16 protein-coding genes are annotated in these 16,972 nt (G+C 67.5%); 7 read left to right on the plus strand and 9 right to left on the minus strand.

Translation table 11 applies throughout. The annotated features are described in order from the left end of the window. The first annotated feature begins 105 nt into the window (after positions 1–105). A complete protein-coding gene (locus MRBLMI1x_RS02390) occupies positions 106–993 on the plus strand; it encodes a UbiA family prenyltransferase (protein WP_026302960.1) in 888 nt (295 codons plus the stop codon). Further along, positions 990–2,378 (plus strand): phytoene desaturase family protein, encoded by a 1,389-nt coding sequence (locus MRBLMI1x_RS02395; protein WP_363455652.1) that lies wholly within the window; start codon positions 990–992, stop codon positions 2,376–2,378. The genes MRBLMI1x_RS02390 and MRBLMI1x_RS02395 overlap by 4 nt, the downstream gene beginning before the upstream one ends. A 6-nt stretch (positions 2,379–2,384) precedes the next feature. Here the strand turns inward: MRBLMI1x_RS02395 and MRBLMI1x_RS02400 are convergent, their stop codons facing one another. Genes MRBLMI1x_RS02400 through MRBLMI1x_RS02410 form a run of 3 tightly spaced genes read right to left on the minus strand, consistent with a single transcriptional unit; the run spans position 2,385 to position 5,617 of the window. Further along, a complete protein-coding gene (locus tag MRBLMI1x_RS02400; protein WP_363455655.1) occupies positions 2,385–2,957 on the minus strand; it encodes a dihydrofolate reductase family protein in 573 nt (190 codons plus the stop codon). Between the two features lie 25 nt (positions 2,958–2,982). Further along, on the minus strand, positions 2,983–3,609 hold the full coding sequence (locus tag MRBLMI1x_RS02405) for a hypothetical protein (RefSeq protein ID WP_363455657.1): 627 nt from the start codon (positions 3,607–3,609) through the stop codon (positions 2,983–2,985). A gap of 46 nt (positions 3,610–3,655) precedes the next feature. Beyond that, on the minus strand, positions 3,656–5,617 hold the full coding sequence (locus tag MRBLMI1x_RS02410; RefSeq protein WP_363457789.1) for an MDR family MFS transporter: 1,962 nt from the start codon (positions 5,615–5,617) through the stop codon (positions 3,656–3,658). A gap of 481 nt (positions 5,618–6,098) precedes the next feature. On the opposite strand from MRBLMI1x_RS02410, the gene MRBLMI1x_RS02415 reads away from it, so the two are divergent. From MRBLMI1x_RS02415 to MRBLMI1x_RS02425, 3 genes are read left to right on the plus strand one after another with little or no spacing between them, the layout of a single operon-like run. Further along, positions 6,099–7,493 (plus strand): 3'-5' exonuclease, encoded by a 1,395-nt coding sequence (locus MRBLMI1x_RS02415; RefSeq protein ID WP_363455660.1) that lies wholly within the window; start codon positions 6,099–6,101, stop codon positions 7,491–7,493. Next, positions 7,490–8,191, plus strand: a complete 702-nt coding sequence (locus tag MRBLMI1x_RS02420; RefSeq protein ID WP_363455663.1) for a DarT ssDNA thymidine ADP-ribosyltransferase family protein — start codon at positions 7,490–7,492, stop codon at positions 8,189–8,191. The genes MRBLMI1x_RS02415 and MRBLMI1x_RS02420 overlap by 4 nt, the downstream gene beginning before the upstream one ends. A 32-nt stretch (positions 8,192–8,223) precedes the next feature. After that, on the plus strand, positions 8,224–9,888 hold the full coding sequence (locus MRBLMI1x_RS02425; RefSeq protein ID WP_363457792.1) for an ADP-ribosylglycohydrolase family protein: 1,665 nt from the start codon (positions 8,224–8,226) through the stop codon (positions 9,886–9,888). Positions 9,889–9,938: 50 nt separating this feature from the next. Here the strand turns inward: MRBLMI1x_RS02425 and MRBLMI1x_RS02430 are convergent, their stop codons facing one another. Together MRBLMI1x_RS02430 and dnaB are read right to left on the minus strand one after the other, a co-directional pair. Continuing rightward, positions 9,939–10,154: a hypothetical protein gene (locus MRBLMI1x_RS02430; RefSeq protein ID WP_363455666.1), complete on the minus strand. Its 216-nt coding sequence runs from the start codon at positions 10,152–10,154 to the stop codon at positions 9,939–9,941. A 146-nt stretch (positions 10,155–10,300) separates the two neighbouring features. Continuing rightward, complete coding sequence (gene dnaB, locus MRBLMI1x_RS02435) at positions 10,301–11,671, minus strand: replicative DNA helicase (protein ID WP_018187763.1); 1,371 nt, start codon at positions 11,669–11,671, stop codon at positions 10,301–10,303. Between the two features lie 439 nt (positions 11,672–12,110). On the opposite strand from dnaB, the gene MRBLMI1x_RS02440 reads away from it, so the two are divergent. Further along, positions 12,111–13,256 (plus strand): hypothetical protein, encoded by a 1,146-nt coding sequence (locus tag MRBLMI1x_RS02440; RefSeq protein WP_363455669.1) that lies wholly within the window; start codon positions 12,111–12,113, stop codon positions 13,254–13,256. A 96-nt stretch (positions 13,257–13,352) separates the two neighbouring features. Continuing rightward, positions 13,353–14,999 carry an LPXTG cell wall anchor domain-containing protein gene (locus MRBLMI1x_RS02445; RefSeq protein WP_363455672.1) on the plus strand — a complete coding sequence of 549 codons (1,647 nt, stop codon included), beginning with the start codon at positions 13,353–13,355 and terminating at the stop codon, positions 14,997–14,999. Between the two features lie 257 nt (positions 15,000–15,256). Here MRBLMI1x_RS02445 and rplI read toward each other — a convergent pair whose 3' ends face one another. The 4 genes from rplI to rpsF are packed head-to-tail and all read right to left on the minus strand — an operon-like array spanning position 15,257 to position 16,927. Next, the gene (rplI, locus tag MRBLMI1x_RS02450; RefSeq protein WP_018187766.1) at positions 15,257–15,709 is read right to left on the minus strand and encodes a 50S ribosomal protein L9; all 453 of its coding nucleotides are present in this window, start codon (positions 15,707–15,709) and stop codon (positions 15,257–15,259) included. Between the two features lie 11 nt (positions 15,710–15,720). Next, positions 15,721–15,975, minus strand: a complete 255-nt coding sequence (gene rpsR, locus MRBLMI1x_RS02455) for a 30S ribosomal protein S18 (RefSeq protein WP_005054609.1) — start codon at positions 15,973–15,975, stop codon at positions 15,721–15,723. Between the two features lie 53 nt (positions 15,976–16,028). Then, positions 16,029–16,556 carry a single-stranded DNA-binding protein gene (locus MRBLMI1x_RS02460; protein ID WP_018187767.1) on the minus strand — a complete coding sequence of 176 codons (528 nt, stop codon included), beginning with the start codon at positions 16,554–16,556 and terminating at the stop codon, positions 16,029–16,031. Between the two features lie 5 nt (positions 16,557–16,561). Further along, positions 16,562–16,927 (minus strand): 30S ribosomal protein S6, encoded by a 366-nt coding sequence (gene rpsF / locus MRBLMI1x_RS02465; protein WP_018187768.1) that lies wholly within the window; start codon positions 16,925–16,927, stop codon positions 16,562–16,564. Positions 16,928–16,972: the final 45 nt, after the last annotated feature.

A 16,972-nucleotide genomic window follows, 5' to 3' on the forward strand; every position in this document is an offset into this window, starting at 1 on the left:
CGACAGGCGAGCAACCCCGGCGCGAGAGCCGCCGGTGCGGCACCCCCGCCGCATACAATCGCGGGACACGGTCGTCCGCGCCGTCGCCACCCGAGGAGTCCCGCCATCGACCATCAGCCCGCTCCGACTCGCCGCGCCTCGGCGTGGTCGACGCTCGGCCGTCTGGTCCACATCTCGCGCCCGGTCCTCTGGATCAACACGATCGGCACCGGTGTGCTCGGCATGTGGCTCACGGGGCAGTTGCTGGATGCCGCGGCGATCCCGCTCCTCCTGTGGCTGACGCTGCCGTTCAACCTGCTGATCTACGGCGTGAACGACATCTTCGACCAGGAGACCGACGCGCTGAACCCGCGGAAGGGCTCGATCGAGGGCGCTCGGATCGAGCCGCGCGAGGTGCGGCTGATCGTCTGGGCCGTCGCGATCACGAACGTGCCGTTCCTCGTCTGGTTCCTCATCGCCTACCCGCCCGCGGCCGTCGGGCTGATCCTCCTCTACACGCTGGTCTTCGTCTTCTACTCGGCGCCTCCGCTGCGGTTCAAGCAGCGGCCGTTCCTCGATTCCCTCAGCAACGCCGCCTACGGCCTGCCCCTGCTGATCGTCCCGGTCGCGCTCGGCGAGCCGCCGCTCTGGCCCGCCGTCATCGGCCTCCTCGCGTGGAGCGTCGCGAAGCACGCCTACGACGCGGTGCAGGACATCGACGAGGATCGCGAGGCCGGCATCCGGACGACTGCCGTGCTTCTCGGGCCTCGCGGCACGGCGGTGTGGAGCGGATGCTGGTGGCTGGCGTCCACCGTCCTGTTCGCCCTCGTCAGCATCCCGGTCGCAGCTCTCAACCTCGCGATCGCGGGCGTCCTCGTCGTGTGGATGCTGCTGCGCCCCACCCCCGCGACCGGGCGTCGCCTGTACCCGGTGTCGATCGCCTTCCCCTACGTCGCCGGCTCGGTCGCGAGCGGGCTGCAGCTGACGAAGATGTTCTTCGAGGTGTACGGATGAGCCGCATCGTCGTCATTGGGGCAGGTCTCGGGGGCCTGGCGGCATCCGCTCTGCTCGCCCAGGCCGGACACGACGTGACCCTGCTCGAGCGGGCTGCGACGGTCGGTGGCAAGAGCCGCCGGCTCGAGGTCGACGGCGAGCGCATCGACTCCGGCCCCTCGCTCGTGACCTTCCCGGGCGTGTGGCACGAGCTGTGCGCACGCCTCGGCACCGACCCCCGCGCGATCGAGCTGGAGCGGCTCCCCGAGGTCGGCCGCTATTACTACGACGGCGAGGAGGTCACCCTCCCCGTGCCGCCGGAGCACCCCTGGTACCCGGCGTGGAAGCGGTTCAGCGACGAGCACGCGCCCCTCGCCGACGACGTGACCGCGCTCCTCGTCGCCGATCCGCTCGACCGACGGTCGCTCCCGGCGCTGCGCCGGCTGCTCGCGGTCTACGGACCGCGGCTGAGCACCCGCGCGTACCTCGACAGCCTCACGTGGATGCCCGACGGCCTCCGCGAGATCATCGCCATCCACACGCTCAACGCCGGCGTCCCGCCCGAGCGCACCCCCGCGCTCTACGCGAGCATGCCGGCCGTCATGGCGGCATCCGGTGTGTGGGTTCCCCGCGGCGGCGTATACGAGATACCGCTCGCGCTGGAGCGTATGGCGGATGCCGCGGGCGTCGACATCCGCACCGGCGAGACCGTGACGCGCATCGAGCGTGGACGGGTGACGACGGCGGGCGGCTCGTTCGCGGCCGACATCGTCGTGAGCGCGCTCGACGCGGACCGGGTGAATGACCTGCTCGGCGGGCGGCGGCGCACCCCGGGCGCCCTGTCGTGCTCCGCGGTGGCGATCTACGGCGCGCTCCGCGAGCCGCTGCCCGAGCGGATCGCCGCGCACAGCGTCATCCTCCCCACGAAGCCCGACGCCCTGCACCGCAGCCTCGCCGCGGGCGATGAGCCCGCCGACACGATGGCGTTCGTCAACCTCTACCGCGCCGGTCAGGTCTACCCGAACGATCGGAGCACGCTCGCCGTGCTGCTGACCGCGCCGGCCGACGGGTCGGGGTACAGCCTCGAGCACCCGTTCGTGCGGCGCGAGGTCGAACGGATCTCCCGCACGATGGGCCTCGACGAGCTGCTCACCGATTCGATGACGGATGCCGCGGTCCTCGACCCCGCCTACTTCGGTACCTTCGGCGAGCGCCACGGCGCCCTGTACGGCGCCGCGCACCCGCTGTGGATGAGCGGTCCCTTCCACCAGCCTGCGCACCACGACCTCCGGCGGCCGTGGTTGTGGCGGGTCGGCGCCTCGGTGCACCCGGGCGGCGGCATTCCGGCCGTGCTCGGCGGAGCGATGATGGTGGCCGAGAAGCTGCTCCGGCGGCATCCCGCCTGACCCTCGTCAGCCCGCGCGGCGGGCGTACTCCTCGATCGCAACGCCCGAGGCGAACTCGCGCACGCGCGTCCGCGTGAAGGGGTACTCCGCGGGGGCGGCCTCACCGAACAAGCGGATGCCGGAGCCCAGAGCCACCGGATGCCGCTTCAGCACGAGGCGGTCGATTTCGGGCAGCAGGGCTCCGGCGAGCTCTCCCCCACCGCAGAGCCAGATGTCGGCGCCGTCCTCCTGCTTGAGGGACCGGACGGTCGCCACTGGATCGTTCGTCAGGGTGACCGACGGATCGACCTCGCGCTCCCGACGGCTGGCGACCACCTGCCGGAGGTGCGGATACGGGCTCGTGATCCCGGCATCCAATGCGGGAATCAGGGTGTTCCAGCCCATGATCACGGTGTCGAACGTCGTGTTCGTGGGGTGGATGCCGACCGCCCGCTGCACGTGCCCGGGCAGGGCGTCGGCATACTCGCCGAAGATGACGGAGTTGTGGTCGCCCTCGACGAGGAAGGCGTCGTACCCGCCGTTCTCGTCGGCGATGCAGCCGTCGATGCTCACGGCGACGTAGTAGACGAGGTTGCGCATGATGTCTCCTTCGGGGGTCTGTGTGTCAGAGCCAGAGCAGGATGGCGATGGCCAGGATGAGGCCGAGCATGAGCGAGGTCGTCCACGCGGTGGCGGCGGCCAGGGTCCATGCTTCGCGCTCCTGCAGTACGAGGCGGCGCGGGTCGCCCGCAGACAGCTTCTTGGCCGCGCGGTGCGTGTAGACGCCGACCGGCGTCGCGAGGATGGCCACCAGGATGAGGCTGAGCAGCTGGATGACGAGACCGCTCTCGCGCCGACCGATCGCGAGGGCCTCCCACGCGGCGGCGAGCGTGCTCGCCGTCTCGCGCGGTCCACAGAGGGCCACGAGCGCGACGGCACCCACCATGACGACGAGCGCACGGAGGGCTCGCTCGCCACGCGCCGCCGCCGCAATCACCGAACCCGCGCCGGTCGTCTTCGAGAACCCTCGCCGTGCAGCGCGGAGCGAGAGGGGCCAGAGGACGACGCCGACGACAGCGGCGATGATCCACGCGAAGACCTGCTCCGGCGAGATCTGCACCCCGAGGTTCTCGGCGAGAAGGATGCCGCCGATCCACGCGCCGATCCCGACCGGAACGCCGACGCCCACCGCGAGGACCACGATCACGATCTGCACGGCCGGCGACGGGGTGCGGTCGCCTCGCGAGCTCATCCCCCCACTCTAGGAACTCGGGTGGACCCCCGGCATCCCGCCGACGTCAGCCGAGCGCGATCGGCTCGGGCTGACGCTCGGCGTCGGCCGACTCCTGCAGCGCCGACTTCTGACGCAGCGGCGGAGTGCGGAAGAACAGCGTCAGGATGAAGGCGATCAGGGCGACGCCCATGGCCACCCAGTACACGCTCACCGTCGACTGGTTGAACGACACCAGGAGCGGCTTCGTCAGGCGCGGGTCGGCACCGTTGAGGAACGAGGTGTCGTCCATCGTGCTGTCGTCGAAGGAGGAGCCCGACGAGTTCGACATCCCGTCGATGATCTGCGGGACCGCCTGGTCGACGAAGGCGCGGCGGGCGGCGGCATCCGTGAAGTCAAGGGTCACTGTGCCGTCGGCCGCCACCTTCGCGACGGGCAGCTGCTCGGTGACCTTCGCCCCCGCCTGCGCGATGGCCTGCTGTTCGGCTTGGGCGGTGGCCTGCTGCTGAGCGGCGGCGGGGATCGCCCCGGATGCGACCTGCTGGGCGACCGCTTCGGCAGCCGCGGCCTTCGCCTCGTCGACGCCCTTCTGCGCGCCGTCGAGCGCGCCGTCCGAGAGCTGGCCCACGAAGGGGTCGTAGACCTTCGACATGATGCCGGCGTTGGCCGGTGCGCTCGCGACCGTCGGGTCGAGGGCGGCGTCGAGGGCGTCGGAGAGCGACTGCTGATCCTTGAAGTTGGTCTGCAGGTTCAGCGGGACGAGCGTGAACAGCAGCGACAGCAGCACGGCCGTGCCGAGCGTGCCACCGATCTGACGGAAGAAGGTCGACCCCGAGGTGGCGACGCCGATGTCCCGGGGACCGACGGAGTTCTGCGAGGCGATCGTGAGGGTCTGCATGAGCTGGCCGAGGCCGAGACCGATGAGGAGCATCGCGCCGGCGAGGTGCCAGTACGAGGAGTCGTACCGGACGAACGTCAGCGTGAGGAAGCCCAGCACCATGAAGGCGGTGCCGATGGTCGGGAAGATCCGGTAGTGGCCCGTGCGGGCGATGATCTGACCGCTGACGATCGACGAGATCATGAGTCCCAGGATCATCGGCAGCAGCTGGATGCCGCTCTCGGTGGGCGTCGAGCCGAGCACGAGCTGCAGGTAGAGCGGCAGCGTGAGCATCGCGCCGAACATCGCGAAGCCGACGAAGACGCCGATGATCGTCGCCATCGAGAACGTCGACGACCGGAAGAGCTTCAGCGGGATGAGCGCGTCATCCTTCATGCCGCGCTCGATCAGGATGAAGGCGACGATGCCGATCACACCGACGACGTAGCAGGCGATGGCGATGGGCGAGGTCCAGCCCCACTCGCGACCCTGCTCCGCGATGAGCAGCAGCGGGACGAGCGCGATGATGACCGCCGCCGCACCGAACCAGTCGATGCGCACCGCGCCGTGCGGGTGGCGCGGGATGTGCAGGAACCGCAGGACGACCGCCAGTGCGACGAGGCCGATCGGCACGTTGATCAGGAAGACCCAGCGCCAGCCGGCGATGAAGAGGATCTCACCCGAGCCGGCGAACAGGCCGCCGACGAGCGGGCCGATCACCGACGAGATACCGAAGACGGCCAGGAAGTAGCCCTGGTACTTGGCGCGCTCGCGGGGGGCGAGGATGTCGCCCATGATCGCCAGCGGCATCGACATGAGACCACCGGCGCCGAGACCCTGGATCGCGCGGAAGGCGGAAAGCTCGATCATCGAGGTCGAGAAGCTCGCGGCGACCGAGCCGACGATGAAGATCGCGATCGCGATGATGAAGAGGGGCCGGCGTCCGAAGATGTCGGAGAGCTTGCCGTAGATGGGCGTCGAGATCGTCGACACGATCAGGTACGCGGTCGTCACCCATGCCTGCTGGCTGAGGCCGTTGAGGTCGTCGCCGATCGTGCGGATCGCGGTGCCGACGACGGTCTGGTCGAGCGCAGACAGGAACATACCCGCCATGAGCCCGAAGATGACGAACAGGATCTGGCGGTGGGTCATCACCGGGGTGCTTCGGGTGGTCGGGCTCGACACGGCAGCAGTGGTCACGGTTCCTCGAAGGGGTGAAGTCCGATAGGGATGCCGCGCGACGGGTCATGCGCGACGGGGGGCCAGCAGTGGCCGGCAGAACAAGTTGTGTTTGGTCAACTATAAGCCTGCCCGCCCGCCGCGTATTCCCTTTTCTTCGTGCTCCGTTTGCGTCTTCCTGCGCGGAGCGGGTTTATGAACAGCTCAGAGATGTCCGCGGCGCTTGCGGCCGAAAGGGACACTGGATACCGAATGTTCGATGGTAAAAGCGTGTCGAACTGACGGAGATCCGCGGGAACCTCCACGAGCAAGCCCGGAAGAGGCGTGCCACGCGCCAACCATGCAGGAGTACCGCCCACATTGACCATCGCACTCCCGGCCGTCGCAACAGTACGCTCGGCTGGTCAGACTCCCACAACAACGTCATCGGTTGGCGTCCACTCGAGAGGCGAAGATGCCGCTTCCACCGCTCACTGGGCAGCAACACCACGTTGCATACCTGGACGCAGCCGGACATCAGGTCATCCAGGGCACAGCCGGCTCTGGCAAGACCGTCATGGCGGTGCTTCGTGCGGGCTACCTCGTTCGCGCTGCGACTCCCAACCACGGGCCGGCGCTCCTGCTCACGCACGACAACTCTCTCGTGAACTACCTTCGACACCTCGCCGGCGGCCAGGCGGACGCTGTCACGGTCGAGACATACGCAAGGTTCGCCCGCGGATATCTCGCAAGCCTGGGTCGAATGGGTCACAATGCCATCTCTGGCGACGCTGCTCCCGGATACCTCAAGGAGGCAATCGCTGAAGTTCGGACGCAGTTTCGTCCGAACGTTTTTTTCGACCGGCCGCTTGAGTTCTTCATGGACGAGCTTGAGTGGATTGGAGGGATGGGCATTCCGTCGTTAGACGACTACCTGAATGTGGAACGGGCTGGGCGGAAGGAACCTCTTCAGCCAGGGCAGCGCCGAGCGCTTTGGCGGGTCGTCGAGGCCTACGAGCGCATTCGGACAGCCGGCGGACATACCTATGACTGGTGGACTCTCGCTACCGCCGTTCGGTCGGGGCTCGCGACCGATGGTCGCGAGCGCGTGTACAGACACATCGTCGTTGACGAGGCACAAGATTTCCCACCGGAGGTCCTTCGTTCGCTCGCTGAGGCGATTCAACCAGGCGGCTCCCTAACTGTGTTTATGGACCAGTCCCAGCAGATTTATGGTCAGAGAACTTCCTGGAAGGCCGCGGGACTGACCATCGCGAAGGTTCACGAGTTCTCCGAGAACTACCGCAACACCCCGGAGATCGCCGCGGTGGCAGTTGCGATGGCTGAGATGCCCCACTTTCAAGACACTCCCGACCTTGTGTTGCCAAAGACCCCACGTCGGGCGGCGGGCGCGAAACCGACTCTGTATATGGCAAGTACCGCCGCGAACGAGCTCCGGCAGGTTCGGGCACAGGTCGAGCAGTTCGGAAGAACGGCGCGAGTGGCGGTGCTTGGTCGGCGGCGCGAGGCGGCGCGGCGCGCGGTTGGCGGAATCGTCGGCGCTCGGCTCCTTTCAAAGGACATGCCGCCGTGGGACGACTCTCCGGGCGTGTACTACGGCACTTTCTACGCTGCCAAGGGTCTGGAGTTCGAGATGATCGCGGTTCCTTTTGCGGATGCCTCGCTCATGCCTGAGTCTGCCGCCGTAGCCGCTTACGGCGTCGACGAAGCGCTCGCGCGAGAATCACGCCTCTTGTACGTCGCGGTTACGAGGGCAAGGACCGAGCTGCTCATCTCGTGCTCCACGGGCACCCTCACCAGTCTGCTTCCCGCCCAAACCGATCCGATGTGGGCGGTGGTGACAGATTGACGGACATCGATCCAGACGTATTGAGGTTTGTAGAGGACCGTGGTGTTACACGTCTTCTGCATTTCACGCAGTCGCGTAACCTCCCCGGGATTCTCGCTGAGGAGTCACTTCGCGACGTCGAAAGTCTGCGAGGCGATCCGTTTATGACCTTTGCCTCGAGCGATACCGTGCGCGCGGATGGCCATCTAGACAAACTGAGCTTCAGCATTGAGTACCCAAACGCGTACTACCTGCGCGACGCGCGTGCCCGCACAGATGGGTATCCCGACTGGGTGGTGTTCGCTTTCTCTCCCTACCTCTCCGCAACGATGGGAACTCTTTTCTCTCCGTACAACGCGGCCAAATCCGGTGCGCCCCGTGTGCCAGGCGCTTCTGGGATCGAGGCGTGCTATGCATCAACTGTGCGATACAGCCGCACCGTCACCAGAGCCTCGTCCCACAACAAGCGGAGTCCAACCGACATTCAGGCCGAGCTCCTCATCCCCGGCCCTATCCTGCTGTCTGGGGCAATCGGTATCGTGACTCAAAGCCCGGAGGACGCGCTTCTCGAGATGGATCGCTTGGAATTCCTCGGCCAAGACCCCACGAAAGTGGAGTGGCTCGTGTCGCCCGACATGTTCGACCCCAATCGGGTCATCCGAGCGGTGAGACAGAGCGCGGAGATCGATGTGTTCGACCTGAACGGGGGGCGCGTGTGAACGAGGCGACACAGCTGCGCCGTGCAGAGGGGATGCTCGTGGGCGCGGCCGTCGGCGACGCACTCGGATGGCCTCAAGAGCTTCGAGGTGGGATCGTTGGTGGGAAGAAAGTGCGCCAGGGCATGGAGCCGAAGGCAAATTTCCGCGCGTGGATGAGGACCGGAGGAAGTCGATTCACTGGCACCTACCTCGATCCCGTGGCGCCAGGCGAATATAGCGATGACACGCAGTTGATTATCGCGGTCTCGAGGGCATATCTGTATGGCGACGATTGGTTCGCACGTTTCACCCAGATCGAGTTGCCGACGTGGCGGATATACCAGCGTGGAGGCGGGCGAGCGGTGCTGGCAGCAGCGCGCACCTGGAGTGATGGGCGGGCTCCGTGGCGTCCGGGAGGCGGGGCCCGCGGGCGGGAAGCTGTCGAGCGGTATCACCAGGCTGGCGGCAATGGCGCGGCGATGCGAGTCGCGCCCCATGTTCTCGCCGGCGCCGATCTCGAGTCATCCCTGCGCGCCGTCGTAGCCGACGCGGCGTCGACTCATGGACACCCCCGAGCAATCATCGGCGCGGTGGTCTACGCTTCAACGCTCGCCTTCGCTCTACAGACGGAAGAGACGATCGAGTATGGAGACTTGATCGAGGCGGGACGGCGGGGCATCCGTTCCGTCGAGTGGGCGATCGATGCTCTCCGTCATTACGGCATAGACGGACTCGGTGGCGCGGCGTTTGAGGACGCTTGGGCATCGTCTTGCAATGAGGTGAGCAGGGCCCTCAATTCCATCGACCAAGCTCTTCGTCGAGGAACGATGGCGAACGACCGCGTCGTACTCGAATCTATAGGGGCGATCGGGCCAGCTGGAGGCGCCGGAACGACAACTGCAGTTGCTGCGATTTACCTTGCGAGCCGGGGAGCCGCTCGGCCGCTTAGCGGACTCCTGGCCGCCGCGTTTGCGCGGGATGCGGATACGGACACGCTCGCCTCGATGGTCGGAGGGATGTTGGGCGCCGTGCATGGCGCGCACTGGCTCGGACCGCTCAACTCGGTGCAGGATGTCAATTATTTGCGGTCTCTCGCCGAGATGTTGACGACTCGTCGCGGCGGGGGCGCCCTTTGGGATGGAACAAGGGTCGCAGAATCAGCGCGGCAACTACGGACTCGTCTGCCGGGTCTGCACGTGGGCGACCGCGGTCGCTTTCCTGATGGTCGCGAATTCGTCGTCGACCAGCGGGGAGCACTTCCCGACAGCAGTTTCATCCGTCTTCGCTTGGCGCTGAGCGACGGGCAAACCGTCCTGATCGACACCCCGATTCGCAAATCGGACCATGTCGCGGCCGCAGGTCCGCAACGTCCCCTCCCTGAGCGCGCCCGACACCAGAGTGTCGCCGTCGCAATTCGGGTTGCATTCGGGACCGGCGATCTCAGCCGAGCCGCCCGCTTCTATTCGATGGTTTTGGGACGAGAGTTGAGGATTCAAGGTGACGAGTTCGAGCTATCCGAATACATTCTGATGCGACGAGAGAGAGCGGGCGTCACTCCGGGGGACGAACCGACGCTCGAACTAACGAGCACGGACTTGAGCTACACCGCGTCCGTACTTGACGCCGACATCACCACTAGCCCGGCAGGCCCGGAGATTCTTGCGCGCGACCCTGACGGGCGCAAGCTTCGCATTCGAGAAGCGACAACCGAAGATTAGCTCGGCGCGACGAGCACAATCTTTGCGTGCAGGCTCGCGAGCGAACGCATTTAGATCCCGCGGCGCAGTATGGCACGGACGGCGAGAAGCTGCCCGCGATACTCGAGAGCGCCGCTCGCCGGGGAGAGATCCGTGACGACCGCGATGTCACCGGACCCCAGGTGCGCGTTCCCGAGGAGACGGTCGAGCGTCCGGTCGAAGTAGGGCGTGAATACGCGTACGGACTTCTCGGCCTTCTGCACACTCCGCTTCCACGACGTGTACACGTCGCGCGCCTAGGCGAGTCGATCTAGCTCCATCTCCTTGAACTCAAGGTATCCAGCCGATCGCGTTCCATCATGACGCGTCTGCCTGCGACATTCTGATGGCGGTTCGGAGGGGGACACACCCCCACGGAAATCGGCAGAGCGGCTCAGTCCATCCCGACGGCCATGTCGGTGAAGCGTGAGAAATGTCCCTGGAACGCGACGACGACCGTGTCGGTCGGGCCGTTACGGTGCTTGGCGACGATGAGGTCGGCTTCGCCGGCGCGGGGGCTGTCCTTCTCGTAGGCGGCCTCGCGGTGCAGCAGGATGACGATGTCGGCATCCTGCTCGATCGAGCCCGACTCACGCAGGTCGCTGATGGCGGGCTTCTTGTCGGCGCGCTGCTCGGCACCACGGTTCAGCTGCGACAGGGCGATGACGGGGACCTGCAGCTCCTTCGCCAGCAGCTTCAGCGCACGGGAGAATTCCGAGACCTCCTGCTGACGCGACTCGACGCGCTTACCGCTCGTCATGAGCTGGAGGTAGTCGATGACGACCATCTCGAGCCCGACGCGCTGCTTGAGCTTGCGGCACTTCGCGCGGATCTCGACGAGCGTCATGTTCGGGCTGTCGTCGATGTACAGCGGCGCGTCGTTGATGCGCCCACGGGTCGAGGCGATCGTCGTCCAGTCGCGGCTGTCGAGCATGCCCTTGCGCATGCTCTGCAGCGGCACCGCACCCTCGGCGCTCATGAGTCGCATCGCGATCTCGCTGCGCCCCATCTCGAGCGAGAAGAAGACGGTCGGGCGGTTGTGCTTGATGGCGGCCGCGCGGGCGAAGTCGAGCGCGAGCGTCGACTTACCCATCGCGGGACGAGCGGCGACGACGACCATCTGACCGCCGTGCAGGCCGTTGGTGAGCTGGTCGAGGGCGGCGAAGCCGGTCGGGATGCCGGTCATCTGACCGTCGCGGCCACGTGCCGCCTCGATCTCCTCGACGGCGGCATCCACGGCGACCTGCAGCGGGACGTAGTCCTCGGACTGCTCCGCACCGGTGACGGAGTAGATCTCGGCCTGCGCGTTGTTGACGAGGTCGAGCGCCTCGCCCTGCCCGTTGTAGCCCATCTGGACGATGCGGGTGCCGGCTTCGACGAGGCGGCGGAGCAGCGCACGCTCCCGGACGATCGATGCGTAGTACGCCGCGTTCGCCGCGGTGGGGACGATCGACGTGAGGGAGTGCAGGTAATCGGCACCGCCGGCGCGCTGAAGATCGCCGGTCTTGATCAGCTCGTCCGTGACGGCGACGACGTCGGTCGGTTCACCGTGGGAGTACAGCGAGAGGACGGCCTCGAAGATCAGCTCGTGCTTCGGCACGTAGAAGTCGGTGCCGCGGAGGGCCTCGATGACGTCGGCGACCGCATCGCCCGAAAGGAGCATGCCGCCCAGGGTGCTCTGCTCGGCGAGCATGTCGTGAGGAGGGACCCTCTCGGGGCCTCGGGCTCCGCCGATCCGGTCGTCGGACAGATCCGCAATCGACATCCAAGCCCCTCTTCCGGGCCCGCTGGAAGGCCCTCGCACACGCTATGGAGGGGTTCCGACACACGCAAACCGGCCTGTGGATAACTGTGTGGACAACGTGCGCGAAACGCCGCAGGTCCTGTGCACAAGGCCTGTGGACAACGCGTGGAATCTCCGCGTGGAGCATCGGCTAAAACCCGCTTGAACTGGTGTTTTGTTTCCCACAGTCTGTGGATGAGCATCCCACCTCAAGTGGTGCTTGAAGGTTCAGGGTTATCCCCACACATGTGCAGAATCGACGATTTGTCAAATGAGAAACCCGGCACGTTTCGAGCACACGAAGACATCCGGATCGGCTCTTGTGAGATTCATAGGATCGGAGTAGCTTTTGTGCTCCAGGCACCCCGCAGACGCGGCCGTCACGGCTCGCGTCCGATGAGATCCATCGTGGAGGTGACCTGTGCCCGAACAACGACATGCGCTCGTGCGCTGGACCCTCCTCGCCGCGATCGGATTCTGCTTCGCTCTGCTGTGGGCGGCTCTGTTCACCGTGTTCGACGGCCCCCACGCCCGCGCTGCCGACCGCGAAGACGACGGGCTGCTCGGCGGGGTCACGAAGATCGTCGAGGATGCGGTGGCGCCGGCGACCGGCGCCGTCGTCGAACCGGTCGCCGACAAGATCCTCGCTCCGGTGACCGACGCCGTCGTCACTCCCGCTGCGGACAAGGTCGTCAAGCCCGTGACCGAGAAGGTTGTGAAGCCGGTCGTCAAAAAGGTCGTCACACCGGTGACCGAGAAGGTCGTCACACCGGTGGCCGAGAAGGTCGTCAAGCCTGTGACGGAGAAGGTCGTACAGCCGGTGACCGAGAAGGTCGTCGCGCCCGTCATCAAACCGGTAGCCGAAGCCATCGTCGAGCCCGTGACGGATGCCATCGCCCCGCCGGTCGCGGCCATCGTCGAGCCGGTCGTCGAGGCCGTCGTCACGCCCGTCGCCGAAGACGTTCTGGCGCCGGTGGTGGATGCCACGAGCCCGGTCATCGAGCCGGTCGTCGACGCCACCCAGCCCGTCGTCACGCCGATCGTGGACGCCGTCCTCCCGCCGGTCATCGACGCGGTCGCACCCGTGACGGAACCGGTGGCCCCTGTGATCATCCCGCCGAGTGCCGGAACGGCCACTCCGCCCGGCGTCGGGCTTCCGCCGACCCCCGCTGAACCCTCCTCGGCGGCCCCCGCGGGGCAGCCGGCGACGGATGCGACTTCCATCGCGCAGGGACCCACGGCATCCGCGTCGTCCGTGAACGCCGCCACCTGGACTCGCACCGCCTTCGCTGACGCCGTCTCGACGGCTGTCGCGGACGGCCTGTCGGCGACCGTCGCAGTGGCCCCGGCATCCCTCGCACCCGATACCGCCCCGCCCGCGCCCAGCGCACCCTTGGCGTCCAGCGGATCCCTGACTTCTGCATCATCCGGAGGAGCTGCCGGGCTGCTGGCCCTGCTTCCGTTCGGCCTACCCGTCGCGCACCGTGCCTGGGCACGACGAGGACGGCCGAACGACGAGCACGGGCTCCCCGCACCCTTCTTCGACACCGACGTCTCTCCCGACTGACGGGGAGCGAGCCGCGCCCCTTCGCGGCACGCATCCGCACGCCCCGCGTGACGGCGCCTCGGCGCCATCCCCAGTCATGTCTTGAGGAGAAACGAAATGAACACCATGTTGTCGCGTGCCCTGCTGGGTACGCTCGTCGCCGGAGGCATCACGCTCTTCGGTGCGGCGGCCGCGCAGGCCGCAGAATCCACCACCTCGGGCGAGGACGGGCTGCTCTCGGGCACCCAGGCGCTCCTGAATGTCGACGTTCCCATCAGCGTCGGCGACACCGCCATCTCGGTCCTCGGCGACTCGTCCACCAGCTCGAAGGATGCCGACGCGTCGCCCGCGGCGTCGACCGGCGGAACTTCCGGGTCCACCGACGGATCCAGCGGGACGGCATCCGGCTCGCAGGCCATCGTGGATGTCTCCGTTCCCGTCACCGTGAAGGACACGGCGATCTCGGTGATCGGCGACAGCACGACCGAGTCGACGGATGCCGCCGCTTCGGCCGCGCCCGCCGCACCCGCACCGTCAGCCTCGAACGACGGATCGAACGGCACCGCCTCCGGCACCCAGGTCGTCGCACCCGTCACCGCCCCGGTGACCGTCGACGACACGGCTATCTCGGTCATCGGCGACAGCACAACCGAGAGCACGGATGCCACCGCCCCGGCCGCACCCGCCGCACCCGCACCGTCAGCCTCGACCGACGGGACGGACGGCACCGCCTCCGGCACCCAGGTCGTCGCACCCGTCACCGCCCCGGTGACCGTCGACGACACGGCTATCTCGGTCATCGGCGACAGCACAACCGAGAGCACGGATGCCACCGCCCCGGCGTCACCCGCCGCACCCGCACCGTCGGCCTCGACCGACGGCACGGACGGCATCGGCTCCGGCACCCAGGTCGTCGCCCCCGTCACCGCCCCGGTGACGGTCGACGACACGGCCATCTCGGTCATCGGCGACAGCACGACCGAGTCGACGGATAACGCCGCCCCGGCCGCACCCGCCGCACCCGCGCCCGCTCCGGCACCGTCCACGGACGGGACAGACGGCATCGGCTCCGGTACGCAGGTCGTCGCCCCCATCGCGGTCCCCGTGACCGTCGACGACACGGCTGTCTCGGTCATCGGCGACAGCACGTCGACCGGCGGCGGGTCTGTCGGAACGCCCGGTGCGGGCACCACGAACCCCAGCGTTCCGACCACCTCGGGCGAGAACGGGGTGGGCAGTGGGACGCAGATCCTGGCGCCGATCGGCATCCCGGTCACCGTGGGTGACACAGCGGTCTCGATTATCGGCGACAGCACGGTGACCGGCCCCGGAACGACCCCGGTCGACCCGGGCACGGATCCGGTTGATCCGGGTACCGACCCGGTCGACCCCGGAACGGACCCGGTCGACCCCGGAACGGACCCGGTCGACCCCGGAACGGACCCGGTTGACCCGGGGACGGACCCGGTCGACCCGGGGACCGACCCCACGGACCCGGTGAACCCCGGGACGGAACCCACGGCTCCCGGCACGGATCCGACGGACCCCGGTAGCGTCCCCGGTGACACCCCCGGAACCGGCACAGACGATCAGATCCCCGGCGCCGGCGCCGCTCCGACGGCTCCCGTGACCGCCGCGAGCGACACCGACGGGGCGAGCATACTGGCTCAGACCGGCGGCATCCCCCTGACCTGGCTGCCGCTGGCGGCCGTCGCCCTAATGGCGGCGGGAGCGCTGCTCACTCTGCGGCGACGTACCGTCTGATCTCCCCGAGAGGGCGGATGCCGCGAGCCTCGACCCGCGGCATCCGTCCCACCCGTGCGCCGATGCAATAGATCGCGAGCGACACCCCGAGCCCCTCAGCCCGGCGTGTCGCCCCGAAACCCTTGCCTCCGCGAACACCCGCAAACACGCGAACACCCGCACACACCCGCGCGCCCGCACACACGCCCCCAAACGCCGGATGCCGCGGCCCCCGCCCCGAAGGGAGGGAACCGCGGCATCCGAACCGCGCGCCAGGGTTACTTGGCGGCGACCACCTGCAGGGTGATCACGGCGGTGAGGTCGTCACGCAGGCGAATGGTCGCCTCGTGCTCGCCCACGGCCTTGATCGGCGAGGTGATGTGGATCTTGCGCTTGTCGAGGTCACCGAAACCAGCGGCCTTGACGGCGTCGGCCACGTCGGCGGTCTTCACCGAACCGAACAGACGGCCTTCTGCGCCGGCCTTGACGGCCAGCTTGACCGTGTTCGACTCGAGCGTGTTCTTGAGCGCCACAGCCTCTTCGTGGTCGTGGATCGCGCGGGACTCGCGAGCGGCGCGGATAGACGCCACCTGCTTCTCGCCACCGCGGGTCCAGGCCACAGCGAAGCCCTGGGGGATGAGGTAGTTACGGGCGTACCCGTTCTTGACCTCGATGACGTCGCCTGCGCTACCGAGCCCGGCGACCTCGTTCGTGAGAATCAGCTTTGCCATGTCGGTACTCCTTACCGGCCAGCGCCGGCGTAGGGCAGGAGCGCCATTTCACGGGCGTTCTTGATCGCCTTGGCGATCAGACGCTGCTCCTGCACCGAGACTCCGGTGATACGACGGGCGCGGATCTTTCCACGCTCCGAGATGAACTTGCGAAGCGTCGCGACATCCTTGTAGTCGATGACGCCGACGCGGATCGCCTTCGCGGGAGCGGCGTTCTTCGCGCCCTTCCGCGGCTTGCGGCGATCGCCGGTTGCCTTTCCAGCCATGTGTCTTCCTTAAGAGAGGTGGATGCCGCAGCCCGCGGCATCCGGAATTCGAATCAGAACGGGGTGTCGTCGCCGTAGCTCGTCCCGGGCGCGCTCCAGGCGTCAGGGGCCGAAGACCCGGGCGTCGCCCAGGGCTCGTCTGCCTGCACCTGCGGACGCGACTGCTGCTGACCGCCGCCGAAGCTGCCGCCACCGCCGCCACCATTGCCACCGCTGGACGCGGCGCGGGTGACCTGTGCGGTCGCGTAGCGGAGCGAGGGGCCGATCTCGTCGACCTCCAGCTCGATCGCCGTGCGGTTGTTGCCTTCGCGGTCCTGGTAGGAGCGCTGCTTCAGGCGGCCGGTCGCGACGACCCGCATGCCCTTGGTGAGCGAGCCTGCGACGTGCTCAGCGAACTCGCGCCAGACCGACGCGCGCATGAACAGCGCTTCGCCGTCCTTCCACTCGTTGGCTTGACGGTCGAAGCTGCGCGGCGTCGATGCGATCGTGAAGTTCGCGACGGGCAGGCCGTTCTGCGTGTAGCGCAGCTCGGGGTCCGCCGTGAGGTTTCCCACGACCGTGATGATGGTCTCGCCGGCCATGAGCCTTAGGCCTTCGCAGCCTTGCGGGCGGCCTTGGCCTCAGCGCGCTCCTTCTCGGCGGCGACCTGAGCGATCGCCTCCTCGGCGCGGAGGACCTTGGTACGCATGATCTGCTCGTTCAGCTTGAGCTGACGGTCGAGCTCCTTCGTCGCGTCGCTCGTGCCGGTGAAGTTGACGACGGCGTAGATGCCCTCGTTCTTCTTCTGGATCTCGTAGGCGAGACGGCGCTTGCCCCAGACGTCGACGTTGTCAATGGTGCCACCGTCTGCGGTGATGACCTTGAGGAAACCGTCGAGCTTGGGAGCGACCTGGCGCTCGTCGATCTCGGGGTCGAGGATGACCATGAGTTCGTACTGGTGGATGTGCGTCACTAACCCACCTCCTTCGGACTAGAACGGATGCCGAGCATTTCCCGG

Origin of the sequence: Microbacterium sp. LMI1x-1-1.1, from assembly GCF_040676205.1 — a bacterium.
Taxonomy (GTDB): Bacteria; Actinomycetota; Actinomycetes; order Actinomycetales; family Microbacteriaceae; genus Microbacterium; species Microbacterium aquilitoris.